Source organism: Cellulomonas telluris, assembly GCF_004886325.1.
GTDB classification, from domain to species: domain Bacteria; phylum Actinomycetota; class Actinomycetes; order Actinomycetales; family Cellulomonadaceae; genus Cellulomonas; species Cellulomonas telluris.
Genome location: NZ_QXFN01000004.1, coordinates 1 through 20742, shown reverse-complemented (window position 1 = coordinate 20742; position 20742 = coordinate 1). Strand labels below are relative to the sequence as shown.

Genomic DNA, 20742 nt, shown 5'->3' with positions numbered 1-20742 from the left:
CCCGCACCGCGGGTCAGGCCGGCGGACCCGCCTCGCCCACGGGAGCCGGTGCGTCCACCGCGCCGCCGTAGCGGCGGTCGCGCCGCGCGTACGTCTCGACCGCGCGCCACAGGTGCCGACGGTCCACGTCGGGCCACGGCTCGTCGAGGAACACCATCTCCGCGTACGCCGCCTGCCACAGCATGAAGTTGGAGATCCGCTGCTCCCCCGACGAGCGCAGGAACAGGTCGACGTCGGGGAGGTCCGGCTCGTCCAGGTAGCGCGCGAGGACCTTCTCGTTCACCTTCTCCGGCTTCAGGCGGCCCGCGGCGACCTCGCGCGCGACCGCCTGCGCGGCGTCGGCGATCTCCGCCCGCCCGCCGTAGTTCACGCACATCGTCAGCGTGCAGGTCGTGTTGCCCACCGTCTGCCGCTCGGCCGTCTCCAGCTCCGCGATGACCGACCGCCACAGCCGCGGCCGCCGTCCCGCCCACCGCACCCGTACGCCCCAGGAGTCCATGAGGTCGCGCCGGCGCCGCAGCACGTCGCGGTTGAACCCCATGAGGAACCGCACCTCGTCGGGCGAGCGGTTCCAGTTCTCGGTGGAGAACGCGTAGGCGGAGACGTACTCCACGCCGATCTCGATGGCGCCCGCGACGACGTCGAGCAGCGACGCCTCCCCCGCGGCGTGGCCGGCCGTCCGCGGCAGCCCGCGGGCGTTGGCCCAGCGGCCGTTGCCGTCCATGACGACCGCGACGTGGCGCGGGACGAGCTCGCGGGGCACGGCAGGAGGACGCGCACCGCTCGGGTGCGGCGGGGGCGGGACCGGCATCAGACCCTCTCGACCATCGGCAGCGAGCGCAGCCGGCGCTCGAGGTGGAACTGGCAGAACGCGGCCACCAGGCCGTTGCCCTCGGCGCGGTGCCGCTCGGCGCTCGCGTCGGCCACCGCCCAGTCACCAGACAGCAGCGCCGCGAGCAGCGCGAACGTGTCCGGGGCCGGCGCGGCCGCACCGGGCGGACGGCACGCCCCGCAGACGGCGCCGCCGACCGCCACCGCGAACGCGTGGTGCGGGCCGGGTGCCCCGCACCGGGCGCAGTCCGTGAAGCTCGGCGCCCAGCCGGCGATCGCGAGGGCGCGCAGCAGGTAGGAGTCGAGGACGAGCCCGGGCGCGTGCTCACGCGTCGCCAGGGCGCGCACCGCACCGACGAGCAGCCAGTACTGCTGCACCGCGGGCTCGCGCTCGGCCTCCACGAGGCGGTCCGCCGTCTCCAGCATGACCGTCCCCGCCGTGTACAGCGTGTAGTCCTCGCCGATGCGCCGCCCGTACGGGCCGAGCGTCTCGGCCTGCGTGACGACGTCGAGGTTGCGCCCCGTGCTGAGCTGCACGTCGACGTGCATGAACGGCTCGAGCCGCGACCCGAACCGGGACGTCGTGCGCCGCACGCCCTTGCCGACGGCGCGGACCTTGCCGTGCTCACGGCTCAGGAGGGTGACGATGCGGTCGGCCTCCCCCAGCTTGTGGGTGCGCAGCACGATCGCCTCGTCGCGGTAGAGGCTCACCGGGCCATTCTGCCCCGTGCCGCCGACACCCGGGCGTGCGGGTGCCGGCGGCACGGCGTGTCACACCGGGGCACGGAGGTCGTCCGGCCCCGGCACCCGCCGGGCGCGGGCAGGGGTCACCTGCGGTGCGGCGGCGGAGCCGGTGGGACGCGGCGGTGCCGCGTCAGCGCTCGTGCCGGTTGACGGCCGAGACGATGGCCTTGAGCGTCGCCGTCGTGATCGACGGGTCGATGCCGACGCCCCAGAGGATGTCGTCGCCGATCGCGCACTCCACGTACGCGGCAGCCGTCGCGTCGCCGCCCGCGGACAGCGCGTGCTCGGCGTAGTCGAGGACCGCCACGTCCACGCCCTCGGCGTTGAGCGCGGACACGAACGCCGCGACGGGGCCGTTGCCGGTGCCGCGCAGCGTCCGCTCGACACCCCGGTCGACGACGTCGACCTCGAGCGTGTCGTGGCCGCCCTCGGCGCTCGTCGCCCGCGTGCCGCGCAGCGCGAACCGGCCCCAGGGCTCGAGCGGCCCGCCCGGCAGCGCCGGCAGGTACTCGTCGCTGAAGATGGTCCAGAGCTCGTCGGCCGTGACCTCGGTGCCGTGCCGGTCCGTGTGCCGCTGCACGACCTGCGAGAACTCGATCTGCAGCCGGCGCGGCAGGTCCAGGTCCCGCTCGGACTTCAGCAGGTAGGAGATGCCGCCCTTCCCGGACTGGGAGTTGACGCGGATGATCGCCTCGTAGCTGCGCCCGACGTCCTTCGGGTCGATCGGCAGGTACGGCACGGCCCACTCCGCCTCGGCGACGGGCGTGCCGGCGGCCGCGGCGCGCGCCTCCAGGGCGTCCAGGCCCTTCTTGATCGCGTCCTGGTGCGACCCCGAGAACGCGGTGAACACCAGGTCGCCGCCGTACGGGTGCCGCTCGTGCACCGGCATCTGGTTGCAGCGCTCGACGGTGCGGCGGATCCGGTCGATGTCCGAGAAGTCGATCTGCGGGTCGATCCCCTGGCTGAACAGGTTCAGGCCGAGCGTCACCAGGTCGACGTTGCCCGTGCGCTCGCCGTTGCCGAACAGGCAGCCCTCGATGCGGTCGGCGCCCGCCAGGAAGCCGAGCTCGGCGGCCGCGACGGCCGTCCCCCGGTCGTTGTGCGGGTGCAGCGACAGCACGACGCTCTCCCGGTGGTGCAGGTGCCGGCTCATCCACTCGATGGAGTCGGCGTAGACGTTGGGCGTCGCCATCTCCACCGTCGCCGGCAGGTTGACGATCACCGGACGGTCCGGCGTCGGCTCCAGGACGTCCAGCACCGCGTTGCAGATGCGCAGCGCGAACTCCAGCTCGGTGCCCGTGTACGACTCGGGGCTGTACTCGTAGAACACCTCGGTGTCCGGGATCAGCTCCTCGTACTTCTTGCAGAAGCGCGCGCCGGAGACGGCGATGTCGACGATGCCGTCCTCGTCGGAGCGGAACACGACCTCACGCTGGAGCACGGACGTCGAGTTGTACAGGTGGACGATCGCCTGCTTCGCGCCGGCCAGCGACTCGTAGGTGCGCTCGATGAGGTGCTCGCGCGCCTGGGTCAGCACCTGGATGACGACGTCGTCGGGGATGCGGTCCTCCTCGATCAGCATCCGGACGAAGTCGAAGTCGGTCTGCGAGGCGGCGGGGAAGCCGACCTCGATCTCCTTGTAGCCCATGCTGACCAGCAGCTCGAACATCTCGAGCTTGCGTGCGGGGCTCATCGGCTCGATCAGGGCCTGGTTGCCGTCGCGCAGGTCGACGGCGCACCAGCGCGGGGCGTGGGTCATGCGCTTGCCGGGCCACGTGCGGTCCGGCAGGTCGACCCGGATCTGCTCGTGGAACGGCCGGTAGCGGTGGGACGGCATGCCCGAGGGCTGCTGGGGGTTGCGCTCGGGGCTCGGGCTCACGCTGGGTGTGACGGTCATCGGGGTGTCCTTCGACGCGGGTCTCGGCGGGCGATCAGCCGGGCACGACGCACTCCGCGACGAGGAGCCGGCCTAGAGGGCCTCGTCGCGGCGGCGAAGAAGGAGGGTGCGGGACGCCACGGACAGACCATACCCCCGCCGCGGCCGGGCACCGCAACCACGCGGGCGCACGCCGCCGGTCCTCGGCGCCCGCCCCCCAGGGGTCGCGCGCCCCGGTCACGGCGGTCCGAGCACCACCGACTCGCGGTCGCTGCGGGCCACGAGCGCCCCGCCGACGCCCTCCAGCCGCGCGGTCGCCTCGGGCAGGGGCACCGACCACACGCGGACCCCGTCCCGCAGCCCCCGCGCGACGAGCGCCCGGCCGCCCAGCCCGTCCGGCTCGGCGGCCAGCACCAGCCGCCCGTCCGTGACGGGGGCGAAGGGCACGCCCTCCGGCAGCCGCTGCTCCCACAGCAGGCGGCCGTCGGCGCCGTCGGCCACCGACACCCCCTCCTCGCCCCACAGCAGGACGGCGCCGTCGACGACCGCCGCGGGGCTCTGCACCGTTACGAGCCGCCACACGGGCGCGCCGTCGCGGTCCAGGGCCAGCACGCGGCTGCCGGCGTCGCTGAGCAGGACGTCCAGGGACCCGTCGTCGGCGGCGAGGCGGACCGGCACGCCGGGGACGCGCGCGACCGGGCGGCCGTCCGCGGTGTGCAGGAACGCGCCCGTCCCGGTCGCCCACGTCGCGAACCGCCCGCCGGACAACGGCCCGACCACCAGCCGGCGGCCCCGCTCCCCCTGCGACACCACCTCGCCCGAGTCCGCGGCGAGCACCGCCACGACCGGACCGGCCAGCACCACCACCTCCCCCGCCACCGTCAGCGACGGCACCGCACGGCTGCCGCTGCGCAGCGTCAGGGCCTCCGGGGCGCGGTGCGACCAGCGCACGGTGCCGTCCGTGCCCGCGCGCCGCTCCACGCGCACGCGCCCGTCCGCGTCGACGGCGGCCAGCACGACGTCGTCCTCGACGCGGCGCAGGCCGACGACGGCGTCGGTGACGTCCCACGCGCCGAGCCGGGTGCCGTCCCGCGCATCGAGCGCGAGCACCTCGGTGGGAGGCATCGGGCCCTCCCCACGCCCAGCGACGGGGCGGGACGCGGTCCAGCGGCAGAGGACGACGTCGCTGCCCGTGGGCCCGGGCGGACACGTCACCACGACCGGGTCCAGCCCCGGGCCGCGGCTGCGCGCCGTCGCCTCGACGCCCCAGACGACGTCACCGCTGCGCGGCTCGTGGCCCTGCACCCGCCAGGACTCGGCCGTCTCGACGACGGTCACCAGCAGGCCGCCGGCGGACACGACCCCGCCGCGCCCCCCGGCGGGCGCCCGCCAGAGCTCCACGGGCGGGCCGTCCAGCGGCCGGACGAACCCGGGCACCGCGGCGATCGCGTCGGCCCGCGCCTCGGACGTCCTGGCCGCGACGTGCGTCGCGACGGCCGCACCCCCGACGAGCAAGGCCACGGCGACCGCGGCGGGCCACCAGCCCCGCCACCCGGGGCGGGCGCCGGACCACCGGGGGCCCCGCCTCTCGCTCACCGGGCGGGACGCACCGGCCGATCCCGGCGCGTCCTCGTCGTCGGCGTCGGCGTCGATCAGGACGACCGGCTGCATCCGTGCAGCCGGGCGCGGGCCCGTCATGAGCCGACTCTAGGCCGGGGGCGCACCCTCCGCGCGGTGCGCGCCCTCCGCGCGCAGCACGTCCGCCACCGACGACCCGGGGGTCGCCACGACCCGCAGGGAGCGGTCGCCGAACGCCACGACGCAGCCGGGGCGCAACCGGACCGGGTGGTCGACCCGGCAGACGACCTGGGCCCCGTCCGGAAGGGTCACCACCGTGCCGTTCGTCGACCCGCGATCGGTCACCCACGCGCCCCGGGCGTCCGCGGCCAGCTCCAGGTGCGTCTTGGAGACCGAGCGCTCGGGGTCCGTCACGCGCACCACCTGGACGCCCGGGCCGGGCGACGGGTTGCGCCCGAGGAGGGCGACCCGCTCGACGGTCAGGGTCCTGCCGTCGTCCAGCGCGACCCGCAGCCCCCGCGCGCCGCCGCGCCGCGGCTCGGGCACGACGTCGGGCCGGGGCGGCGCGGGGCGCGTCAGCTCGAGCTCGGGGGCCAGGCCCGGGGGCTCCTCGACGGTCTCCGCGGCGCGCGCCGCCGCCGCCGCGCGGACGAGCGGCAGCGCCCGCGTGTCGAGGTCGGGCGCGGCGCGCGGCGGGTCGACGGGAGCGAGGACCAGGCCGCCCGTGGTCGTGGGCACGGTCGGGCGCGGCGCCGACGACGCCCGCTCGGCGGGCGGTCCCGCGGGGCGCGTGGCGGGCACGGCGCCCTGCACGGCCGCGCCGGGTCCCGACGTGGGCGCGTCCGTCGGCGTCGTGCCGGGCTCCGCCAGCGCCGCCCAGCCGGGCGTGCCGGTGAGGCCGGGGACCGGCGCGCCTCCCGGGGTGCCGCCCACGGCGGGCGACCGGGTCCCGGCGCGCGGCCGTCCGGGACCACCGGCACCGGGCTGCGCGCGCAGCACCTCGGCGTCGACGGCCCGGTCGTGCCACCCCCGGTTGCGGCCCGTGCGGTCGAGGACGGGAGAGACGAGCACCGCGACCTGCCCCACGAGGCACGCGAGCGCACCCGCCGCGACGACCAGACCGCGCAGCAGCACGCGCAGCACCCCGATCGGGCGGCGGCTGTGGACGTCGACGGTCCGGACGCCCAGCAGACGACGGCCCAGGGTCCAGCCGTAGCGCCCGTGCAGCACCCACTGGACCACCGAGACCGCGCCTGCGACGGCGAGGCCCACGAGGGCGGCGGCACCGACGGGCGAGACCACCACGGCCGCCGGGTCGTCGGCCCTCGCGGTCGCGAGCGCGCGGCGCAGGACCTCGACCGTGAAGGGTGCGGCGAGCAGGCCGACGAGCAGCTGGTCGACGGCCGCCGCGAGGAACCGGCGTCCGAGGCTCGCGGGCGTGTCGGTGACCTCGAGACCCGTGACCGGCACGGGGGCACGGTGCGTCACGGCAGTGCCCCCCACGCGCTGACCGCGGTGCTCACGCCGACCGCTCCACGGTGAACGTCACGCCGTCGCCGAGGTCGACGACCTCGTCGGTGCCGACCACGCTCGGCTCGCCCGCCTGCAGACGCCGCACGCCCTCGCCCGGACGCGAGACGTGGACGCCGTTCGTCGAGTCGAGGTCCGTCACGACGACGTGGTCGCCCTCCAGACGCACCTCCGCGTGCGTGCGGGAGATGTCCTGGTTCGGGCTCGGCACCGTCACGAGGCGCGGCAGCTCGCGGTTGGTGACCCGCGAGACCTGCGGCGCGCGACCCAGCAGGACCGCCCGGTCGAGGTCGACCACGAGACCGGTCGAGAGCACGATCCGTGCGGGCAGCGGCGCCGGCTCGGGCGCGGGGAAGGGACCGGGCACGGCGTCGTGCGTCCACGCCGGCAGCCGGTCGCGCAGGCGGGCGAGGTCGCTCGACAGGATCGTCATGCCGTCGTGGTCGTCGTCCGAGACCTCGACGGGAGCGCCGGCCGGCGGGGCCGGCGGGCCCCACGGGTGGCCGGTCGTGGTGGCCGTGGCCGCTGCACCCGCGACGGGAGCCGCGCCGGTCGGCGGCGCGCCGATGACCTCCGGTGCGGGGGCGGACTGCCACCAGCCGTCCTGCAGGACCGTGTCCTGCACGTCGTCGTGCTCGTCCGGGGAGCCCGCTAGCGGCGCGCCGAGGGGGTCGGCGAGCCGGTCCGCCGGCGCGTGCTCGCTCGACCCGCCGGCGGGCGCCGGACCGTCCAGGGGCAGCGAGGTCGGCGCCGGGGGCACCGGCGCGGCCGGGACGGCGGGCGCCGCCGTCGTGCGGGACCGCACGCTCGCCTGCTCGTCCGCGGTCGGCTCCTGCCCGCCCGTCCCGTCGGGAGCGGCAGGCGTGGAGCCGGGCCCGGGCCAGAAGGTCACGTCCTCGACCGCCGCCGGGCCCGCCCCGACGACGACGTGCGCAGCGCCGCCGCTCGCCGCCCCGGAGGGCTCCTCGGCGTCGCCCTCGCCCGTCCCGGGCTCACGGGCGGCTCCCGACGCCACGGTCGACCGCTCGGTGCGGCCGGCGCCGGCGGTGCGACGCAGGACCGCGGCACGCACCACCCCGGCGACGAGCGGCCAGGCCGGGGCGTCCGCGACCGCTCCCGCGACACGCAGCTCGAGCTCGAGGACGCCCTCGGCGCGGTGCTCCGTCCACACGGCGTCCTCCCGAGCGGCCAGCACCTGCTCCCCGTCCCCCGTGCGGACGCGCAGCTCGACCGGCCCGCGCAGGACGGCACGGAGCGCGCCGTCGCCGGGCGTCGTCACGATCGCGAACTGCGGCAGCTCGGCGAAGCCGGCGGCGGCGAGCACGCCGAGCGCGGAGAGCACGTCCCCACCGGCGAGGCCGACGTCCCACAGGCCGCCGGCGACCTCGGGCCGGGCCGCGGGTGCGACGAGCGCGAGGAGCCCGTCCGCGGCGACGGCGGTCCACTCCCCCTCGACGTACTCGTGCGCGCGCGTGGCGTCGTTCATGGCCGGTCCTCCTGGACGTGGTGGGCGGTGCTGGGCGGCGCGGCGGGCCGGTCGTCGGGCGTCGCGGCGGGAAGGCGGGGGGCGCGCGGGAGCGTCGCACCGTTGAGCATCTCGTCCCAGAGGAACGGCTCGGCGTCGGGTGCGGGACGGGGCGCGGTGGCCTGGACGTCGTCCGCGGCGGTGACCGTGGCGGCCACGTCGACGACGACGGCGCTGACGTTGTCGCGGCCGCCGTGCGCGAGCGCGTCCTGCACGAGGCGCGCCGCGGCCTCCTGCGGGTCGGCGACAGCGGCCAGCACCGACGCGATCGCCGCGTCGTCGAGCTCGCGGGTGAGACCGTCCGTGCAGATGAGGAGCCGGTCCTGGGGCCCGGCCGGGAGCAGCCAGTAGTCGGGCTCCGGGGGCTCCCCCGTGCCGAGGGCCCGGGTGAGCACGTGGCGCTCGGGGTGGCGCGGCACCTGCGTGGGGTCGATCTCACCCGACTCGAGGAGCTCCTGGACCACCGAGTGGTCCACGCTCACCTGCGCGAGGGCGTCGTCGGCCCACCGGTACACGCGGGAGTCGCCCACGTTGAACACGAGCCAGTACGACCCGCCGTCGTGCTCGGCGACGGCGGCGCCGGCGACGGTCGTGCCGCCCTGCCGGCCACCCGTGAACTCGTCGCGGATCCGGGCGGACGTCCGCGCGAAGCACGCGTGCACGTCGTCGGGGCCGGCGCTGCTGCGTCCCGCGAGCTGGGCGAACTCCTCGACCGCGATCCGGCTCGCGAGGTCGCCCGCGTCGTGCCCGCCCATGCCGTCGGCCACGAGGAAGACGGGCGGGTACGCCAGGAGCGCGTCCTCGTTGACCTCGCGGACGCGGCCGCGGTCCGTGGCCGATCCCCACGCCGTGCGCACAGCACCACCCTCCCCGCCTGTCGTCCTATCGGCGCACATCGTGCCGTACCTGAGGCCCTGCGCCGCACCGACACCGGCGTCGGTGTCAGATCCCGAGCTGGAAGACGCCCCAGTAGGCCAGCACGACCAGCAGCACGAGGCAGCCGGCGAGCACCGTCCAGAGCGCGACCGAGCGCACCACACCGGGTGCGACCGGCACCTGCGCCTCGCGGGCCGCGGTCGCCCGGCGCGCGAGGATCACCGCCGCCACGACGGCCGCGACACCCAGCAGGCGCACCACGAGCCACCCGCCCTGCACGACCCACGCGTTCCGCTCGTAGTCGAGGGCGAGCCGTGCGACGGACAGCAGGTACCAGACCAGCGCCACGACGGTCAGCGTCGTCGCGGCCGCGAGCACCCCCAGCCGCAGCGCGACCCCCGGGGCGTAGCGGTGCCGCGCCTCGGCGACCTCGGCACCGGCCGGCGCGGCGCCCGGGTCGCCCTGCGCGGCGGCCTCGTGGGGACGGGACGTCCTGCCGGTGCCCCGGCGCACGAGCGCGACGACCCCGTGCGCACCGCGCGACGCGGCGACGGCGAGCCCGGCCAGGACGAGCGCGGCCAGCGCGACGACGACGAGCGCGATCATCACCGTGCCGTCGCGCAACCACCCCGGCTCCGGCACCGGCGCCGCCACGTAGGGCTGCGTGGGCTGGGCGCCCGCCGTGCGGGGGGCGGCGTCGGCGGTCGCCGGCAGGCCGAGGATCCAGCCGGAGAGGTCCTCGAGGAACGCCGGGACCACCTCCCCGCCGACACGGATGCCGTGGTTCGCGCCGTCGTAGTAGCGCACCGTGATGCTGTCGTTGCCGGCCACCGCGGCGTCGGCGCGGACCTGCAGCGCCCCCTGCACGATCGGCATCGAGGCGTCGCCCGTGCCGTAGACGACCAGCACGGGCTGCTGCATCCGCTGCTGGTACGGCTGGACGTCGAAGTCGACGTACTCGAACCCGCCGCCGGGCATCGACATGCCGACGGCGCGCGGGATCGCGCGGAAGACGCCGTGCGGGACCTGGGTGTTGCGCAGGTAGGCGTCGGTCGCGAACGCGGCCTGCTCGCGGGGCGGCACGACCGGGGCCGACACGAGCACGAGGAACGCCAGCCGCGGGTCGTCGACCGCCATGACGGGTGCGATCCAGCCGCCCTCGCTCTCGGCGTACACGCCCACCCGCTCGGCGTCCACCTCGGGCCGCTCGCGCAGCGCCGCGACGGACCGCGCGTAGTCCCCCGCCATCGCCACGTAGTCGCGGTGCCGGGTCGTGTAGGTGTCCAGGCGCTTGTCGGGCACGAGCGCCGCGACGCCCGACTCCGCGAGCGCGTGCGCCTGGGCGAGGAACGCCTGCTCGAACCGTCCCGTGCCCGCCCCGTGGACGAACACCACGCCGGGCACGGGCTCCTCCACCCCGACCGGCAGGCTGAGCCGCGCCTGCACGGTGGCCCCGTCGAGGGGCACGTCGAGCACCTCGGTCCGCACCTCGTACCGGCGCGGCTCGGGTGCACCGGTGATCGCGGTGCTGGTGCTCTCGACCCGGATCGCCTCGGTCATGGCCGCGGGCGACCAGCCGGGCCCGAGCGCGGCGCCGACGACCGCCAGCAGGACGCTGACCAGCGCGACGCTGGCCACCAGCCGGTAGGCCGAGGACAGGCGGCTCGTGCGCGCCACGGACGCGGCGAGCCCGCGCGTCACCCGGCGCCAGGCGCCGGTGTCCCCCGCACCCACCTCAGAAGCCCAGCCGACCGAGCTGCTTGGGGTCCCGCTGCCAGTCCTTCGCGACCTTCACGTGCAGGTCGAGGAACACGCGCGCACCGAGCAGCGCCTCGATCTGCCCCCGCGCCCGCGTGCCCACGTCCCGCAGGCGGGCGCCGCCGCGGCCGATGACGATGGCCTTCTGGCTGTCCCGCTCGACGAACAGGTGCACGCGCACGTCCAGCATCGGCGCGCCGTCCGCGGCCGGCCGCTCGCGGGGCACGATCTCCTCGACGACGACGGCGAGCGAGTGCGGCAGCTCGTCGCGCACGCCCTCGAGCGCCGCCTCGCGCACGAGCTCGGCCACCATGACCTGCTCGGGCTCGTCCGTCAGCTCGCCCTCGGGGTAGAGCGCGGGTCCCTCGGGCAGGTGCGAGACGAGCACGTCGGTGAGGACGTCGACCTGGTACCCGCCCTGCGCGGAGACCGGGACGATGTCGGCCCACTCCCCGAGCTGGTCGACGGCGATCAGGTGCTCGGCGAGCCGTGCCCGCGGCACCAGGTCCGTCTTCGTGACGACGGCGACGACTGGTGTGCCCGGACGTCCCTCGGGGGCCAGGTGCGCGAGCTGCTCGGCGATGTAGCGGTCGCCCGGCCCGATCTTCTGGTCCGCCGGGAGGCAGAAGCCCACGACGTCGACCTCCGTGAGCGTGTCGCGCACGAGGTCGTTGAGCCGCTCGCCGAGCAGCGTGCGCGGACGGTGCAGGCCGGGGGTGTCGACGAGCACGAGCTGCGCGTCCTCGCGGTGCACGATCCCGCGCACGACGTGGCGCGTCGTCTGCGGGCGACCCGAGGTGATCGCGACCTTCTGGCCGACGAGCGCGTTGGTGAGCGTGGACTTGCCGGCGTTCGGGCGTCCGACGAGGCACGCGAACCCGGAGCGGTGGCTCATCGGGCTGCCTCCGGCTGGTGCTGGTCGCGGATCGCGGCGGTGCCGCGGGCGGGCGTCGTGGCGGCGTCCGTGTCGTCCTCCGGTTCGTCGGCGCGCCGCACGACCAGGGTCGCGAGGCGCTTGCGTCGTCCCTCGACGCGGTCGGCCCGCAGGTGCAGGCCGTGGATCTCGGCCTCGGAGCCCGGCAGCGGGACCTTGCCGAGCGCCTTGGCCAGAAGGCCGGCGGCGGTGTCGACGTCCTCGTCCTCGACGTCGGTGCCGAACAGCTCGCCGAGCTCGTCGCGCGACATCCGCGCGGGCACACGGTAGCTGCCGTCCCCGAGGTCCTCGACGCCGGGCGCGCTCGCGTCGTGCTCGTCGGTCAGCTCCCCGACGATCTCCTCCAGCGCGTCCTCGATCGTCACCAGACCGGCGATGCCGCCGTACTCGTCCACGACGAGCGCGATGTGGCTGGACCCGTCCCGCAGCTCGCGCAGGAGGTCGTCGACGGGCTTGGACTCGGGCACGAAGACGGCGGGCCGGGCGAGCGACGACGCGGGCGCGTCGAGCGGGTGCTCGCCGCCCTCGCCGGCGTGGGGGCGCAGCCGCCGCACGACGTCCTTGAGGTAGAGCACGCCGACGACCTCGTCGACGGACTCCCCCACCACGGGCACGCGGGAGTACCCGGACCGCAGCAGCAGCGCGAGCACCTTGTCCAGCGGGGTGTCCGCGTGCGTCGTGATCATGTCGGTACGCGGCACCATGACCTCGCGCGTCAGGGTGTCGCCGAGCTCGAGGACGGACCGGAACATCTCCCGCTCCGCGTCCTCGATCGCCTCGGACTCGCTCACACGCTCGACCATGTCGCGCAGCTCCGCGTCGTCCTGCTCGTCGGAGGAGCCGACGGGCGGGCTGCGCCGGCCCACGCCTCCCGCGAGGACCGTCGTGACCAGCAGCAGGCGCGAGAGGGCGGCGAGCACCCCCACGGGGTGGCGGCGCGCCGTGCTGCGCGGGCTGACCCGCACCAGCAGGAACGCGACGACCGCGCAGGCCGCGACGGCCAGGAGCGCCGTGGCCCACCAGGACAGGCTGCCCGCGCTGATCGCCAGCGTGATCGAGACGGTCGCCGTCATCTCGCCGAGCAGGCGCACGAACGACGCGGCCTGCGCGACCCGCGCGGGGTCCTCGACGAGGCGCCGCACGCGTGCCGCGGCCTTGTGGTTCTCGGCCTCGAGCTCGGCCACCCGCCCTCGCGTCACGCGCAGGACGGCGACCTCGCCGGCGGACAGCGCCGCCGCGAGCAGGATCCCCACGACCGCGACGGTGACCAGCAGGGCGACGGGCACGTCGCTCATCGGCCCGCCAGGAACGTCAGCAGCAGCGTGCGCTGCAGGGCGAACATCTCCTTCTCCTCGTCCGGCTCGGCGTGGTCGTAGCCGAGCAGGTGCAGGATGCCGTGGGTGGTGAGCAGGAGCATCTCCTCCACCGTGGAGTGGCCGGCGGCACGGGCCTGCGTCGCCGCGACCTCGGGGCACAGCACCACGTCACCGAGGACACCGGGGCCGGCGGGCTCGCCCTCGCGGCCGGGGCGCAGCTCGTCCATGGGGAACGAGAGCACGTCGGTGGGGCCCGGCTCGTCCATCCACCGCACGTGCAGGTCGCTCATCGTGGCCGTGTCGACGAAGCGCACGAACAGGTCCGCCTGCGGGTGGACGTGCATGGCGTCGAGCACGAAGCGGCCGAGGGCGGCGAACTCCGCCTCGTCGACCTCGTGCCCCGACTCGTTGCTGACCTCGATGCTCATGAGCGGTCCCACCGCGCGTAGGCGTCGATGATCTCCCCGACGAGCCGGTGCCGGACGACGTCGGACGACGACAGCCGGCAGAAGGCCACGTCGTCGACACCGGACAGGATGTTCTCGACCACGCGCAGCCCGGACGTCGTGCCGGACGGCAGGTCGGTCTGCGTCACGTCGCCGGTCACGACGACCTTCGACCCGAAGCCGAGGCGCGTCAGGAACATCTTCATCTGCTCGGTGGAGGTGTTCTGGGCCTCGTCGAGGATGATGAACGCGTCGTTCAGGGTGCGCCCGCGCATGTACGCGAGGGGGGCGACCTCGATCGTGCCCGCCTCCATGAGGCGCGGGATCGACTCCGGGTCGACCATGTCGTGCAGCGCGTCGTACAGCGGCCGCAGGTAGGGGTCGATCTTCTCGGAGAGGGTGCCGGGCAGGAAGCCGAGCCGCTCGCCCGCCTCGACGGCGGGGCGGGTCAGGACGATGCGGTTGACGCGGCGCGCCTGCAGGGACTGCACCGCCTTGGCCATCGCGAGGTACGTCTTGCCGGTACCGGCGGGGCCGATGCCGAAGGTGACGGTGTTGCGCTCGATCGCGTCGACGTACTCCTTCTGCCCCGCGGTCTTCGGCCGGATCGTGCGGCCGCGCGTGGACAGGATGTTGAAGGTGAGGACGTCGGCCGGGCGCGCGTCGGAGCCGGCGGTCAGCATCGCGACCGACCGGGTCACGACCTCGGGGCTCAGGGGGGTGCCCGCGGCGGCCATCTCGACGAGCTCGTCGACGAGGCGCGTGACCAGGGCGACGTCGCCCGCAGGACCCGCGAGGGCGACCTCGTTCCCGCGGACGTGCACGTCGACGGTGCGGAACCCGTCCTCGATGGCGCGCAGCACCTCGTCTCGCAGCCCGAGCAGCTCCACCATCGACACCTCGGCGGGGACGGTGATGCGGTGCTCGATCCGCGCGTGGGGCGGCTCGTGGACGCTGGGGGTGGGGCTGGAGTCGGCCATGTGCTCGGCGGTCGCCGTGCGCTCCTTCGGTCGGTGCGGCGTGCCGGGCGCTCTGCTGCGTCCGGCCGGCCGCGCGGCAGCGCCGTGGGCCTTCCCCCATCCTACCGACGCCTCCGACACGCACCCGGTGGTCGCCGGGTCTCAGCCCCAGCGACCGAGCCGCTGGGCGACCAGCGCGAGGGCGACGGGTCCCGCCGTGGAGGTCCGCAGGACGTGCGGCCCCAGGCGCGCGGCGACGGCCCCGGCGGAGAGCAGGCCGTCGAGCTCCCGCTCGCCGATCCCGCCCTCGGGACCGACCACCAGCAGCACGTCGCCCGCGCCCGGCAGCGCGACGTCCGCGAGCGGCGTCGCCCCCTCCTCGTGCAGCACGACGGCGACGCCGCCCGACTCCCGGGTGGCGGCCACGAGCGCGCGCAGCCCGGCGCCGTCGACGGCCTGCGCGACCTCGGGGGCCCGCGCTCGCCGCGACTGCTTCGTGGCGGCCCGCACCGTGCCGACCCAGCGCGCACGGCTCTTGGCCGCCCGGTCGCCGCGCCACACGACGATCGAGCGCTCGGCCTGCCAGGGCACGACCGCGTCGACACCGACCTCCGTGGCCGCCTCGACCGCCATCTCGTCGCGGTCCCCCTTGGCGAGCGCCTGCACGAGGACGAGCCGCGGCGACGGCTCCGGCTCGACGACGACCTCGACGACCGCGACACGGACGCCCTCCGGCCCGACCGCCGCGACGGTCCCCACCAGGCGCACGCCCGCGCCGTCGACGACGTCCACCCGCTCCCCCGGGGCCCGCCGCTGCACGACACCCGCGTGCCGGCCCTCGGACCCGTCGAGCAGGAACGTGCCGCCGGCCGTGACGCCGGCCAGCGCACCCGGCTCGACGAGGAAGACGGGCGCGCTCACCGGCCCGCGAGCTTGTCGCGCAGCTTGGCGAACACGCCCGGGTTGGCCGCGGACAGCCGCGCCTCGGGACGCTCCTCGCCGCGCAGCGCCGCCAGCCGGCGCAGCAGCTCCGCCTGCTCGTCGTCCAGACCCGTCGGCACGTCGACGTCCACGTGCACGTGCAGGTCGCCCCGCCCGCCCACGTGCAGGTGCCCGACGCCGAGCCCCTTGAGGGTGACGACCTGACCCGGCTGCGTGCCCGGCCGCAGGTCGACCTCGCGCGGGCCGTCCAGCGTCTCCATCATCAGGACAGTGCCGAGCGCGGCGGCCGTCATCGGCACCTGCAGCGTCGCGTGCAGGTCGTCGCCCTTGCGCACGAACGTGTCGTGCCGACGCTCCCGGATCTCCAGGTACACGTCCCCGGCCGGGCCGCCCGCGGGGCCGACCTCGCCCTGCCCCGTCAGCTTGATGCGCGTGCCGGTGTCGACACCCGCCGGGATGTCCACCGACAGCGTCCGGCGCGAGCGGACCCGCCCCTCGCCCGCGCACTCGGTGCACGGCTCGGGGATGACGGTGCCGAAGCCGTGGCACGCCGCGCAGGGCTGCGTGGTCATGACCTGGCCCAGGAACGAGCGGGCGACGCGCTGCACCGAGCCGCGGCCGCCGCAGACCTCGCACGTGCGGGGCGACGTCCCGGGGCGGCAGCACGTGCCGCCGCAGGTCGGGCACAGCACCGCCGTGTCGACCTGCACCTCGCGGTGCGCGCCGAAGGTGGTCTCCGCGAGGTCGACGTCGAGCCGCACCAGCGCGTCCTGACCCCGCCGCGCGCGGGGCGCGGGTCCGCGCGGCGCACCGGCGCCCGCGGCCGCGCCGAAGAACGTCTCGAAGATGTCCTGGAAGCCGAACCCGCCGCCCATGCCGCCGCCGGGCGACGAGGGGTCGGCGCCCATGTCGTACGCACGCCGCTTGTCGGGGTTGCCGAGCACGTCGTAGGCGCGCGAGACGTCCTTGAACCGCTCCTCCGTCGCCGGGTCCGAGCCCGCGACGTCGGGGTGCAGCTCGCGGGCGAGCTTGCGGTACGCCTTCTTGATCTGCTCGGGGGTGGCGTCGCGGGCGACGCCGAGGATCTCGTAGTAGTCCGTCACAGGGGGTGCTGCTCGCTTCCTGCTCGTCGCCGAGCCGTCGGGCTGCCGGTCAGCCGGCGAGGATGCGCGTGAGGTAGCGGGCCACCGCCCGCACCGCCGACATCGTCCCGGGGTAGTCCATCCGCAGCGGCCCGACCGAGCCGAGCACGGCCACGCCGCCCTCCGCGCCGTAGCCGCTGGTCACGATGCTGGTCTCCGCGAGCCCCTCGTGCTGGGTCTCGCGGCCGATGCGCACGGCCACGCCGGCGCTGTCCTCGGCCATCTCCGACAGCAGGCGGAGCAGGACGACCTGCTCCTCCAGCGCCTCGAGCACGGGGCCGATGGTGTGGGGGAAGTCCGCCCCGGCGCTGCGGGCCAGGTGGGCCGCGCCCGCCACGACGACGCGCTCCTCGCGCTCCTGCGCGAGGGTCTCGCCGACGACCGCGACGACCGCCCGTGCGAGCGCGGACCCGTCGCCGGCGAACTCCTCCGCGAGGCCCTCGAGCGCACGGTCGAGCTCCGCGAGCCGCAACCCGGCGGCGGCCACGTTGAGCCGCACGCGCAGGCGCCCGACCGTCACCTCGTCGAGGTCCTCCGGCAGCTCGAGCGTGCGCTGCTCGACCCGGCCCGTCGTGGTGATGATGACGACGAGCAGGTGCCGCGCACCGACCGGCACGAGCTCGACGTGGCGCAGCGCGGAGCGCCGCAGGGACGGGTACTGCACCACGGCGACCTGCTGCGTGAGCTGGGCGAGCAGGCGCACCGCGCGGTCGAGGACGTCGTCCAGGTCGACCGCCTGCTCGAGCAGGGTGCCGATGGCCCGCTTCTCCGCCGCCGAGAGCGGCTTGACCCCCGACAGGCGGTCGACGAACACCCGGTAGCCCAGGTCGGTGGGCACACGCCCCGCCGAGGTGTGCGGCTGCACGATCAGACCGGCGTCTTCGAGGGCGGCCATGTCGTTGCGGATCGTGGCGGGCGAGACCCCGAGCGCGTGGCGCTCGGTCAGGGCGCGAGACCCGACGGGCTCGCGCGTGGCGACGTAGTCCTCGACGATCGCGCGGAGCACGTCCAGCCGACGGTCCTCACTCATGGTCCCTCCTCCCGTGCGTCGCGGGCACCCGCCCGGCCGCGGCCTGCCGACCGGCGGCAGCCCGCCGGCGGTAGCACTCTCGGACAGCGAGTGCCAATTCTACGCCGTGCCGCGCGTGCACGGCGCGGGACGCGACCACCGGGCGCGGTGCGGCGGCACGCCCGCGCGTCCAGGTGCCGTCGTCCGCCCGGCCCGGCTACCGTGCCCGCGTGCACCACGACCGCTACGGCTCCGACGTCCTGTCCGCCGGCCCGACCGGGCACCACCGCCCGCCGCGGACCTCCCGCGAGCAGGCGGCGGAGCCCGGCCTCGTCGTCGAGGACGTCGAGAGCGGCTGGGTCGGCGCGGTCGTGCGCGTCGAGAAGTCCGGCGGCCAGCACGTCGTCGTCCTCGAGGACCGCCGCGGGCGCACGCGCACCTTCACGCTCGGCCCCGGCTTCTGGCTCGACGGCGAGCCCGTCGTGCTCGTCCCGCCGGTGCGCCGCACCGCGCCCGCGCGCCCCACCCGGACCGCCTCGGGCTCGGTCGCCGTCCCCGACGCGCCCGCTCGCGTGGCCCGCGGGAGCCGGATCTGGGTCGAGGGCAAGCACGACGCCGAGCTGGTGGAGAAGGTGTGGGGGGACGACCTGCGCGTGGAGGGCGTCGTCGTCGAGCTGCTCGACGGCATCGACCACCTCGCGGAGGCCGTCCGCGACTTCCGTCCCACCGCCGACCGGCGCGTCGGCGTCCTGGTGGACCACCTGGTCCCGGGCTCGAAGGAGAGCCGGATCGCGGCCGAGGTCGTGCGTGCGGCGCCCGCGGGCACGGTCCTGGTGCTCGGGCACCCCTACGTCGACGTGTGGCAGGCGGTCCGCCCGGAGCGCCTGGGCCTGACCGCGTGGCCCACGATCGAGCGCGGTACGGAGTGGAAGCGCGGGATCCTGCGCGAGCTCGGCTGGCCCGCCGAGGAGCAGGCGGACGTCGCCCACGCGTGGGCGCGGATCCTGCGCTCCGTCCGCAGCTACGCCGACCTCGAGCCGAGCCTGCTCGGGCGCGTCGAGGAGCTCATCGACTTCGTCACGGCCTGACGCGCCGACGCCCCACCGGCGCGGGCCGGCAGGGCGTCGGACCAGACGGTCGGTCAGGCGGCGAGCGGACCGCCCGTCAGGCGCCGGAACGCGTACACCGACAGGAGCACCGCGACGGGCGTGCCGACGAGCGCGCCGACACCGCACACCGCGACGCCGACGGCGGACACGACCCACGCCAGCAGGACGACGAGGATCGACGTGCCGACGTCGCGCACCTGCAGCTGCACGCTGGACCGCAGGGCGTCGATGGCGCCCTGCCCCTTGTCCAGCACGAAGTGCCACGCGAAGTAGACGAAGTACACGACCGCCAGCATGACCAACGGCGCGAAGATCCACGTGAGGTTCGCCACGAGGTAGGCGACGGCGACCAGCAGCCCCACCAGGAAGACCTGCCCGGCCTGCGAGAGGTCGAACATGTCGGCGACGGTGATGGTGCGCCCGTCCGCGATCCGCAGCGCGGCCCGGACGTAGGCCGCGACCCACAGCGCCCCGAGCAGGACGGACAGGGCGCCGATCAGGATGCCGCCGATGCCGAAACCGATCGCGAGGCCAGGGCCCGCGTTGCGGTCCCCGCCTGCGAGCGCCCCGAGGCCGCCGAACACGAGGTACGCCACGAGGACGACGACGAAGATGCCCACGGCCCAGGCGAGGCCGCCGACGACGAGCGCGACCCAGTTCTGCCCGAACTTCGTGAACGCCCACGAGAAGCCGGCGCCGACGTCGATGCCGCTGCCGCCCGCGTACGGCTGGCCGTAGGGCGTCTGGCCGTAGGGCGTCTGGCCGTAGGGCGTCTGGCCGTAGGGCGTCTGGCCGTAGGGCCCCTGGCCGTACGGGGACTGGCCGTACCCGCCCGGCCCCGGCTGGCCGTACTGCCCACCGCCCGCCTGACCGTACGCCCCCGCGCCCGGCGCCCCGTAGCCGCCCGGTGCCCCCTGCCCGTAGGGCTGCGCCGGCGGCGGGTATCCGCCCGCCCCCGGCCCGGACGGCGTCCCCGAGGCGCCCGGGGTCGGCGGCACCGGTGCGCCCTGACCCACGGACGGCGGCGGCGGGTAGGCGCCACCCGCGCCCGGCGGGGTCTGCGGGCTCGGCGGGTAGGAGCCGCCCTCGCCGGCGCCGGGCGCCGCGGCACCGGCGTCGTCGTCGCGCGGCGGAGGTCCGCCGGGGTTCTCGCTCATGAGGCCTCCTGGGTCCATGGGCGCGCACGCGCCCTCGCAGGTCAGCGAAGCGACACGCCGGACGTGGTGTCAAGCCGACGCCGCGGGGACGGACCGCCGCGTCCGGGCGCACCTCCCGGCGCTACCCTGCAGCCGGACATTCCGCCCCTGGCCGTCCTCGCCCCGACCGCCGATGGCCTGGTCGTGGGTGACGACGAGCCGTGCGCCGAGCAGGAGACCCCGTGGACCACCACCAGCACGCCCCGACGCCGGCCCGTGCCGCGTCGCCCCACGCCGCAGCCGTCCTGGCCCACCTGGGCGGCATCCTCGCCTACTTCTTCGTCGGCTGGGTCGCACCGCTGGTCGTCTGGCTGCTGCACCGCCGTACCGGCGGCTCCGTGGCGCACGAGGCGAGGTCCGCCCTGAACTTCCAGCTGGCGGTGCTCGTGGCGCTCGTCGCCGCGCGGATCCTCGCGGAGATCCCGCTCGTCGGTGCCGTCGGTTCGGTCGCGATGGTCGGCATCGGCATCGCGAGCCTCGTCCTGGCGGTCCTGGCCGCTCTCGCCGTGGGCTCCGGCTCCGCCCACCGGTACCCCGTCACCCTCGACCTGGTGCGCTGACGTCTCGGCTTCTGCAGCTGGCACATCGAGGCGCGATCGGGATCGACGCCGACCCGGAGCGCAGTCGGTCGCAAGGCACGCCCGCCCGGAACGGCTCGACGTCGCACCGCTGGGATGTCGACCCGGCCGGCTCACGCCCCCCACGCATGCGCGGCCGGTCCCGTCGCCGCGCCCTGAACCGGGACGCCGTCGTCGCACCGCACGCGTCTCGGCGTGCGCACCTCGCGGCCGACACCGAGCGCAGCACTCGGCGGTGGAGGTACGCGAAGCCGGCCAGCGCAGGCCGGCCATCACGGGAACCCCGGAAAAACTCCCGGAATGCACGAAGGCCCACCCGGTGTCGGGTGGGCCTTCGTGGAATGGTTGTCCGGCGGCGTCCTACTCTCCCACACCCTGGCGGGTGCAGTACCA

The 20742-nt window shown here is 76.0% G+C and carries 18 protein-coding genes; 2 read left to right on the top strand and 16 right to left on the bottom strand.

From position 1 onward, the window contains the following. Positions 1 to 13 precede the first annotated feature (13 nt). From FB586_RS12340 to hrcA, 15 genes are all read right to left on the bottom strand, one after another. Complete coding sequence (locus FB586_RS12340; protein ID WP_136519658.1) at positions 14 to 811, bottom strand: isoprenyl transferase; 798 nt, start codon at positions 809 to 811, stop codon at positions 14 to 16. Next, positions 811 to 1542: a DNA repair protein RecO gene (recO, locus tag FB586_RS12335; RefSeq protein WP_136519657.1), complete on the bottom strand. Its 732-nt coding sequence runs from the start codon at positions 1540 to 1542 to the stop codon at positions 811 to 813. The genes FB586_RS12340 and recO overlap by 1 nt, the downstream gene beginning before the upstream one ends. Positions 1543 to 1705: 163 nt before the next feature. After that, the gene (gene leuA / locus FB586_RS12330) at positions 1706 to 3472 is read right to left on the bottom strand and encodes a 2-isopropylmalate synthase (protein WP_136519656.1); all 1767 of its coding nucleotides are present in this window, start codon (positions 3470 to 3472) and stop codon (positions 1706 to 1708) included. A 216-nt stretch (positions 3473 to 3688) separates the two neighbouring features. Next, on the bottom strand, positions 3689 to 5149 hold the full coding sequence (locus FB586_RS12325; protein ID WP_136519655.1) for an outer membrane protein assembly factor BamB family protein: 1461 nt from the start codon (positions 5147 to 5149) through the stop codon (positions 3689 to 3691). 9 nt (positions 5150 to 5158) lie between these two features. Next, the gene (locus FB586_RS12320; RefSeq protein WP_168800553.1) at positions 5159 to 6499 is read right to left on the bottom strand and encodes an RDD family protein; all 1341 of its coding nucleotides are present in this window, start codon (positions 6497 to 6499) and stop codon (positions 5159 to 5161) included. A 49-nt stretch (positions 6500 to 6548) separates the two neighbouring features. Then, entirely contained in the window at positions 6549 to 8045 is a 1497-nt protein-coding gene (locus FB586_RS12315; protein ID WP_136519653.1) for an FHA domain-containing protein, read from the bottom strand. Beyond that, the gene (locus FB586_RS12310; RefSeq protein ID WP_136519652.1) at positions 8042 to 8941 is read right to left on the bottom strand and encodes a PP2C family protein-serine/threonine phosphatase; all 900 of its coding nucleotides are present in this window, start codon (positions 8939 to 8941) and stop codon (positions 8042 to 8044) included. The genes FB586_RS12315 and FB586_RS12310 overlap by 4 nt, the downstream gene beginning before the upstream one ends. Before the next feature lie 85 nt (positions 8942 to 9026). Next, positions 9027 to 10694 carry an alpha/beta hydrolase family protein gene (locus FB586_RS12305; protein WP_168800552.1) on the bottom strand — a complete coding sequence of 556 codons (1668 nt, stop codon included), beginning with the start codon at positions 10692 to 10694 and terminating at the stop codon, positions 9027 to 9029. Between the two features lies 1 nt (position 10695). After that, positions 10696 to 11613: a GTPase Era gene (gene era, locus FB586_RS12300; RefSeq protein ID WP_136519651.1), complete on the bottom strand. Its 918-nt coding sequence runs from the start codon at positions 11611 to 11613 to the stop codon at positions 10696 to 10698. Then, a complete protein-coding gene (locus FB586_RS12295; RefSeq protein WP_136519650.1) occupies positions 11610 to 12947 on the bottom strand; it encodes a hemolysin family protein in 1338 nt (445 codons plus the stop codon). Before FB586_RS12295 ends, era begins: the two co-directional genes overlap by 4 nt. Beyond that, a complete protein-coding gene (gene ybeY, locus FB586_RS12290) occupies positions 12944 to 13396 on the bottom strand; it encodes an rRNA maturation RNase YbeY (protein ID WP_136519649.1) in 453 nt (150 codons plus the stop codon). Before ybeY ends, FB586_RS12295 begins: the two co-directional genes overlap by 4 nt. Further along, a complete protein-coding gene (locus tag FB586_RS12285; RefSeq protein ID WP_136519648.1) occupies positions 13393 to 14394 on the bottom strand; it encodes a PhoH family protein in 1002 nt (333 codons plus the stop codon). Before FB586_RS12285 ends, ybeY begins: the two co-directional genes overlap by 4 nt. Positions 14395 to 14535: 141 nt before the next feature. Next, entirely contained in the window at positions 14536 to 15294 is a 759-nt protein-coding gene (locus FB586_RS12280) for a 16S rRNA (uracil(1498)-N(3))-methyltransferase (RefSeq protein ID WP_136519647.1), read from the bottom strand. After that, positions 15291 to 16418, bottom strand: a complete 1128-nt coding sequence (gene dnaJ / locus FB586_RS12275; protein WP_136519646.1) for a molecular chaperone DnaJ — start codon at positions 16416 to 16418, stop codon at positions 15291 to 15293. The genes FB586_RS12280 and dnaJ overlap by 4 nt, the downstream gene beginning before the upstream one ends. 49 nt (positions 16419 to 16467) lie before the next feature. Continuing rightward, positions 16468 to 17487 (bottom strand): heat-inducible transcriptional repressor HrcA, encoded by a 1020-nt coding sequence (gene hrcA, locus FB586_RS12270; protein WP_136519645.1) that lies wholly within the window; start codon positions 17485 to 17487, stop codon positions 16468 to 16470. Positions 17488 to 17696: 209 nt separating this feature from the next. Between hrcA and FB586_RS12265 the strand changes: the two genes are divergently transcribed. Further along, positions 17697 to 18554 (top strand): DUF3097 domain-containing protein, encoded by an 858-nt coding sequence (locus tag FB586_RS12265; RefSeq protein WP_136519644.1) that lies wholly within the window; start codon positions 17697 to 17699, stop codon positions 18552 to 18554. 53 nt (positions 18555 to 18607) lie between these two features. Here the strand turns inward: FB586_RS12265 and FB586_RS12260 are convergent, their stop codons facing one another. After that, the gene (locus tag FB586_RS12260) at positions 18608 to 19732 is read right to left on the bottom strand and encodes a hypothetical protein (RefSeq protein ID WP_136519643.1); all 1125 of its coding nucleotides are present in this window, start codon (positions 19730 to 19732) and stop codon (positions 18608 to 18610) included. Between the two features lie 221 nt (positions 19733 to 19953). Between FB586_RS12260 and FB586_RS12255 the strand changes: the two genes are divergently transcribed. Next, a complete protein-coding gene (locus tag FB586_RS12255; protein WP_136519642.1) occupies positions 19954 to 20331 on the top strand; it encodes a DUF4870 domain-containing protein in 378 nt (125 codons plus the stop codon). Positions 20332 to 20742: the final 411 nt, after the last annotated feature.

Excerpts from the sequence above, each read along its gene's own strand:
- FB586_RS12295 (WP_136519650.1), bottom strand. The coding sequence starts at position 12,947 with ATGAGCGACGTGCCCGTCGCCCTGCTGGTCACCGTCGCGGTCGTGGGG.
- hrcA (WP_136519645.1), bottom strand. The coding sequence starts at position 17,487 with ATGAGTGAGGACCGTCGGCTGGACGTGCTCCGCGCGATCGTCGAGGAC.
- FB586_RS12260 (WP_136519643.1), bottom strand. The coding sequence starts at position 19,732 with ATGAGCGAGAACCCCGGCGGACCTCCGCCGCGCGACGACGACGCCGGT.
- ybeY (WP_136519649.1), bottom strand. The coding sequence starts at position 13,396 with ATGAGCATCGAGGTCAGCAACGAGTCGGGGCACGAGGTCGACGAGGCG.
- FB586_RS12340 (WP_136519658.1), bottom strand. The coding sequence starts at position 811 with ATGCCGGTCCCGCCCCCGCCGCACCCGAGCGGTGCGCGTCCTCCTGCC.
- era (WP_136519651.1), bottom strand. The coding sequence starts at position 11,613 with ATGAGCCACCGCTCCGGGTTCGCGTGCCTCGTCGGACGCCCGAACGCC.
- FB586_RS12285 (WP_136519648.1), bottom strand. The coding sequence starts at position 14,394 with ATGGCCGACTCCAGCCCCACCCCCAGCGTCCACGAGCCGCCCCACGCG.
- FB586_RS12325 (WP_136519655.1), bottom strand. The coding sequence starts at position 5,149 with ATGACGGGCCCGCGCCCGGCTGCACGGATGCAGCCGGTCGTCCTGATC.
- FB586_RS12315 (WP_136519653.1), bottom strand. The coding sequence starts at position 8,045 with ATGAACGACGCCACGCGCGCGCACGAGTACGTCGAGGGGGAGTGGACC.
- leuA (WP_136519656.1), bottom strand. The coding sequence starts at position 3,472 with ATGACCGTCACACCCAGCGTGAGCCCGAGCCCCGAGCGCAACCCCCAG.